The organism is Pseudomonas sp. MB-090624 (assembly GCF_003205245.1).
Taxonomy (GTDB): domain Bacteria; phylum Pseudomonadota; class Gammaproteobacteria; order Pseudomonadales; family Pseudomonadaceae; genus Aquipseudomonas; species Aquipseudomonas juntendi.
The window spans coordinates 93932-100418 of record NZ_QJRK01000019.1; the positions used below are offsets into that span (position 1 = coordinate 93932).

4 protein-coding genes are annotated in these 6487 nt (G+C 60.7%); 1 reads left to right on the forward strand and 3 read right to left on the reverse strand.

All coding sequences use genetic code 11. The features are described 5' to 3' along the window. Positions 1 to 65 precede the first annotated feature (65 nt). The 3 genes from DMX12_RS12645 to DMX12_RS12655 are packed head-to-tail and all read right to left on the reverse strand — an operon-like array spanning position 66 to position 3997. Positions 66 to 1274: a hypothetical protein gene (locus DMX12_RS12645; protein ID WP_110677869.1), complete on the reverse strand. Its 1209-nt coding sequence runs from the start codon at positions 1272 to 1274 to the stop codon at positions 66 to 68. A 10-nt stretch (positions 1275 to 1284) separates the two neighbouring features. Next, complete coding sequence (locus DMX12_RS12650; protein WP_110677871.1) at positions 1285 to 3129, reverse strand: hypothetical protein; 1845 nt, start codon at positions 3127 to 3129, stop codon at positions 1285 to 1287. A gap of 7 nt (positions 3130 to 3136) precedes the next feature. Then, positions 3137 to 3997, reverse strand: coding sequence for an SH3 domain-containing protein (locus DMX12_RS12655; protein WP_009681801.1), 861 nt, complete (start codon positions 3995 to 3997; stop codon positions 3137 to 3139). Positions 3998 to 4774: 777 nt separating this feature from the next. On the opposite strand from DMX12_RS12655, the gene DMX12_RS12670 reads away from it, so the two are divergent. Then, the gene (locus tag DMX12_RS12670) at positions 4775 to 6019 is read left to right on the forward strand and encodes a site-specific integrase (protein WP_032892912.1); all 1245 of its coding nucleotides are present in this window, start codon (positions 4775 to 4777) and stop codon (positions 6017 to 6019) included. Positions 6020 to 6487: the final 468 nt, after the last annotated feature.

Consider the following 6487-nt stretch of genomic DNA (forward strand, 5'->3'; position numbering starts at 1 on the left):
GGGATGATACAGAAACTGAGCATTGGATCCAAGTCGCAGGGTCTTAAATGCTCAGCCCTTCCCTATCAATCGGTTTCCAGCTGGTACGCCTTGCTCACGAACACTGCCGCGAACAGGCTCTTGCCTTCCTTGAAGGTGTAGGTTTCCTCGAACTGGCCGTCTTCGACCAGCTTCTGCCCGATGGCACATTCGGAGTCGCTGTGGTTCTTCGCCTTCGCGCCGAAATCACTGCTCCACGATGACAGCCCCACGTCCTGGCAGAATGCCGCGAACTTGGCCTTGGGAACCCGCTGCTGGTAATCGTTGAACGCCTGCTTGAGCGGCTTGAAGCCGCTGTAGCTCAAGGTGTAGTTCTCGACCTTGGCCTTGCGGGCAAAGCCGCTCACCGCCTCCGCCAGCACCGCCTGGCCGGAATACGCGCTGTAGGCGCCGATCACCATGGCACTCAGGGCGCTCTTGAGCTGGGTTTCAACATCGTCCAGCTCCGGCAGCGACTGGAACTCGGCCTTGCGCACGATCTCACCGACCTTGGAGCCGTCGTTGCGGTGGGTAACCACGAACGTCATCGAGCCTTCACCGTCGCTGGAGCGCTTGATGGTGAAGTCCAGGTCGACCGTGGTACCAAAGTCGCCGGTACTGCTGACCAGGAAGGCACCGGTCACCGGCTGGCGCACGGCCATGTTGCCCCCCCAGTTGAAACTCGACGGGGCGGCGCGCCCGTTGGCGAGCAGCTCGGCCCGTGGCTGGATCTCGTCGCTGACATCGGCCACCAATACCACCTCGGCGCCCTTGGTGGCCACGAACGGGTTGCCCATCTGCATGCCCAGCAACTGCACATGGATGCTGCCGTCCTTGCTGTCCCCGTCGTGGGCCAGCTTCAGCGCATCTGCCTTCAGGTACACGCCGGCCACATCACGGCTGGCGTTGAGCTGGTACTTGGCCCAACCGGCCAGGCCTTCCTCAGCCGAACTGCCCTGCACCGACTCCATCAGGCCTGACAGGCCGCGCATGAACTGCTGAGCCCCGTTGGTCTGTGCGGCGGCCACGCGGATCTCCGGGTCGGCCACGGTCAGGTTGCCGGAAAACGCCGAGTAGGAAATGTCGCCCTCGGACAAGACGTCTTCCAGGAAGTAGCGCTCCTTGAAGTCGTCGTAGTAGGCCATCGCAGCCTTCTTGCCCGAGCTGGAAAGCAGGGCATAGCCACCGCCGAGCACCAGCACCGCTGCGGCCACACCGCCCATCAGCAGCTGCTTCTTGTTCATCTGTTTGATCATGGTGTTTGCCTCACTGGACCATGGCGGAAGCGTTGTTCCAGTCGTTCACGTACTGTTGGGAGACCTCGGGGGTCCAGCTGAAATCGATGCCGGCGTTGGGGAATTCCTTGGCCAGTACGGCACCGAACGATACGCGGTCGGCACAGTGTTCCTGCTTGCAGGCCTCTGGCTCGCCGGCGCTGTAGGCGCGGTAGGTGGGCACCGCGCGGCCGTCGTCCAGCGGGTAGTACGGCGTGGCGTTGGCCACTTGGGTTACGTACCAGCCCTCGCCGTATTCCTCGTCCGCGACCAGGCGGCCTTTGCTCGGGAAGTCGATGCTGTAGAAGTCGCCCTGCTTGCCGGTTACATGCACCATCATCGTCGCCACAGTGGCCGAGGTCGCCGGGTTCTGCTGCTCCAGTGGCGACGCGAAGCGCACCTTGATGCCGGCCATCTGCGCCAGCGCCTCGGTTTCACGCCCCTTGAACTCGCTCATGCCGTCCTGCAGCTGCTGGTAGCGCTCCAGCACACGGGTGTGCACGCGCGCCAGTTCCTGCTGGCGCTGGCGCAGCTCGCGCTGGCGCTGCTGCTCACGCTGTACCGCCCAGTTGGCACCGTCGCGCACATCGAAGAACAGGCCTTGGCGGTTGATGCCGATGCGGTTGCGGGTGATCTTCTGCGCGTCATTGCCCCAAAGGCTGTTGGTGATGGCCGAGATGTCCTTGACGATCAACAGGGTGGCCACATCGGTGGTGGACGGCGAGGCGGTCTTGACCAGGTCGAAGATCTCCAGCGCGGCCTCCTTGTACTTGGCCGGGTCCAGGGCAAATGATTCGTCCGGGGTGACCGCCACGTAGTACGGGTCGCTGCCGAACGGGCGCAATACGCCATAGCTGGAACGGCTGAAGGTCAGGTACACCTTCATCTGCCGGCCGGGGATCTCACCCACCAGGAATGCGGCCTGGTCTGCGTCGGCAGTCAGGTAGGAAACCGCCTTGTCCTTCACTGCGGCCTCCAGGCGCTTGGTGAAGATCAGGCCACTGGGGTGGGCATAGACCTTGTCCCAGTTATCGCCACGATAGGTACCCACCGCTTTCCAGCTGATTCTGTCGAAGCTGCCTTGGCCAAAGCCGGATGCCGGGCACGGCATGGCAGGGGTGGTGCCGAACGACAGGGTGTCGCCTGCACCGATGATCGATTTGCTCAGTACCCATTTGCAGCCGGCGCCGTCGGTTACCTGCATCAGGTTGGGGTTTGCCAGGACCACCGGGCGGCCAAAGTCCGAGCTCGGGGCTGCGGCCACTGCTGGGGCTGGGGCCGCCGCGGGTGGTGCAGCAGGGGCTTGGGCGGGCGCAGCAGGCGCTGGTTCTGCGGCTACGGCGGGCGCCGGTGCCGGTTGTGCCGGCGCGGGGGCGGGTTCGGCGGCTGCCGGCGCCGCTGCCGTGGCAGGTGCCGGGGTCGGGGCAGCTGCCTGCTCCGCTGCCGGTTCCGGTACCGGTTGCGGTGCAGCAGGCGCCGGGGCGGCAACGGCAGGTGCAGCAGCCAGTGTCACCAGCCCCAGGTTGCTGGCATTGCCCGAGCCGCTGGCGTAAAGCTTGCCGTTGCCATCGACCGCCTTCCAACTCACCTTGGCGGTCGAGCAGTCCTTGGCAAACACGAACGGCAGCTTGCTCAGCAGGCCCGTCAGCAGCTCCTGGTTATCCCAGGCTGGGCGGCTGATGGTCAGGTCGACCTGGGGTTTGCACCAGGTGCTGGCATCGCCAGGCACTTCGACCTTGATGTTGTCTTTCTTGGAATAGGCCAGCTCATGGGCGAACGCTTGCGGTACCAGACCACAAGCGCCGATCACAGCCAGCGCGAGCGCGTGCTTTTTCATGGAGTCCTCAGATCAGTTCCCAGGTGCCGTTGGCTTGTTTGCAGAAGGTGTTCTGCTCTTGTTCGGTCTTGCCGTTTTGCGCCTTCAGGCTGACGGTGACCGGGCGGCAGGCCGCTTCGGCGGCAACGGTCTGGGTGGGCAGCGACTGCAGCGAGTCCAGGTCGAAGGCCTGGGTTTCCTTGCTGGCGGCAACGTCCAATTCGTCCAGGTTTACCGCCGGGGTCACGCGCTTGGCCACGGCCTGCGCCTTGGGCTCCACGTAGTCCTTGTGCACATAGCCCACGGTCACCCCCTTGCGCCCGACCAGGATCCAGTCGCCGGTGGCGCCCACTGCGGTGAACTCGGTGTGGTTCTTCAGGCTGCCGACCTTCTCGCCAGAGGCGTTCGGCGCGGCGCGTACGTTCAGGTTGTCGCTGGTGGTCACATACGGTTCGTTGATCAGCTTCATCGACGGCACGGCCTGGATCTTGGGCGCGCGCTTGACCTCGACCTGCTTGGTCTTGGTGTATTCCTTGCCTGGCACGATCTGCGCGCTGGCACCAGAGTGGTCGGACTTCCAGGTCACGGGCTGGGCGCTGGCCGTAGCCTGTTGCTGGCTCAGTACTTCCTGGGTGCGCAGCGCCAGGGCCTGCTGGTCCTTCTCATCGAGCATATTGCCGATGCGGTTGCCGACGTAGGCGCCAATACCGCCCGCGATCAGCGCGGCGGCAATCTTGCCGTTGCCACTGCCCAAGGTCGAACCGATGGCAACGCCAGCCAGGCCACCGATCACCGTGCCCGCTTGCTCTTTGCTGATCCCGAGCTGTGCACAGGCCGTGGTAGAAGCGATGGCGACCGCCAGAAGGGACGCGACGAATTTCTTACGCAAGTGGAGCACTCCATTGTCGATGGGGCGCACAGCCGCGTACCGCAGCCAATGGCAGGCGGCGGCAGGCGAAGGTGTGCGGGGATTTGAGAGGGGGCGCGGCACTGGTCGCGAGCGGCAATTCAGCCGCCCGGCGCGGGGCAAAAAGGAAGACCAGTACGGCGCGAAGCATCCAACGAATCCATGTCAGAAAAGGTCACCGCCCAGCGCGCGTAATCATTACGGCGTTTGGCCTGGGCGTGAGTGGTGTAGTAGAGGGCCGCATTGTAGCCCAAGGTGCTATTGGCAGTTCAAGACAAAATGTTGCGGTCCTCAGCGTCGGCAGGACCGGCCCCTTCGCGGGCACGCCCGCTCCCACAGGTTTCCAGGTGCAGCACCGTCCCCTGTGGGAGCGGGCGTGCCCGCGAAGGCGCCAGCCCGGCAAACACGATTCCAGGGCAATAAAAACACTGCCCACCGACAACATCACAGAACCATTTTGCCTATGGCTGCCCTGACCCAAACCACCAAAACGACGAAGCCCCCGAAAACTTCAACGTTTTCGGGGGCTTCGGCTACTTCGCGTATGGCGGAGAGATAGTCCGTCATTTTAGTGTTTCTAGAAATCCATAGATGTTTAATTATTTCTATTAAAACGCTATAAAAACATACAGTTGACGCAGATATTTTCTTTTGTGGTCCAGGCGTGACTATGGGAAGCCAGGGGCCAAGGTATGGGCTGGAGTATGGGCTGGCATTCATTTAGATTGAGTCATCATCCTTTCAAATAGGAAGTGAGTGATGGCATCTCTGACGACGAAAACGGTAGAAAAAATAGTCAGATCGGGGCTCCCTGGAATGACCAACGATGGTGACGGCCTCTACTTGAAACTTGGCCGTACCGGTGGCGCAAGCTGGATTTTCCGCTACAAGCTTGCTGGCAAGAGCCGAGACATGGGACTGGGCAGGCACCCCGAAGTAAATCTTGCGGTCGCTCGTGAGAAAGCAGCAGAAGCCAGAAAACTGAGCAAGTCAGGCGTCGATCCGCTTACCAGCCGAAACGAGGAGATGGAACGGCAACGGCTGGAAAAAGAAGCTGAACGTTTAGCTCAGGATGCAGCCAGGGCCAAAGCAATCACTTTCAAAGAGGTTGCTCTCGACTACATTACTGCCCACAGGGCAGGCTGGAAAAATGCCAAGCATGCCCAGCAGTGGGAGAACACTCTGGGTACTTATGCGTTCAAGGTCATAGGCGATCTTCCGACGCAGGAAATAGGCATTGAGCATGTGCTGAAAATCCTCAAGCCGATTTGGACAGTAATACCCGAATCCGCCAGCCGTTTGCGAAACCGTATCGAACTGGTCCTCGATGCAGCAAAGGCCAGAGGGCTGCGTGATGGAGAAAACCCCGCTCGATGGCGTGGACACCTGGACAAACTGCTACCACCTCGCGCAAAAGTGCGTGCTGTGAAACATCACGCAGCAATGTCGTGGACAGAGCTTCCCGCCTTCATGGCGCCCCTTGAGCAAGCAAATGATCTGAGCTCTAAAGCATTGCGCTTTACCATCCTGACGGCCTGCCGCACCAGTGAGGTGCTTGAATCAACGTGGGCAGAGATTGATGTCGCAGCAAGGGTATGGACCATTCCTGCGCCGAGGATGAAAGCAGGGAAGGAACACCGAGTGCCTCTATCAAAAGCGGCATTGGATTTACTCGCAGGGCTTCCTCGCGTGGAAGGAAACAATTACCTATTTGCAGGGGCTCGCAAAAAGCGCCCTCTAAGCAATATGGCAATGTTGATGGCATTGCGTCGGATGAAGCGGAACGATCTCACGACGCATGGATTCCGTTCGACTTTCAGGGATTGGGCGAGTGAAGTTACTCACTATCCTCGAGAGGTCTGTGAACAGGCGCTCGCGCACACCGTAGAGAATGCGGTAGAGGCGGCTTATCGACGTGGTGATCTTTTTGAAAAGCGGCGAATACTGATGGAAGATTGGGCGCGATATGCCACAGGGCATGCGGTAGCAAATACTGTTGCATGAGAAGCGAGATGTTCACGCCATCCTCTCACCTCGTTTATCGAGTGGAGGATGGCGACAGCGGCGACAGTGGCGACAACCCACGTATTACCTGGCCTGCAGCGTGGCGACAGAGGTGGCGACTGTCGCCGTTGCAAGTCTCGCTCTTGGGGCTTTTTCGGCCAAGCCCACGCGAGCGGGAAGGCTCCGCATTCCCACCTGCGTGGGCTCACATTAAAAACCGACGAATGACCACCCGGCCATGGAGAACCACCGGGTTCCAAGGTCTTCCAGCATTACCGATTGGCGCAAGAGCCGCCCCCAAAATACGGTTGACCGCGAGCAGAACGAGCGCTAAACCAAAAGGGTATACGGATTTAATGGTTGATGGGGCACCTTCACCCCATCAATCTGATACCACCCTCAGATGGTTGATAGATCGACTCCGTAGTTGAGTTCCTCTGCGAAGTCCGGCAGTCCGTAACCGATGGT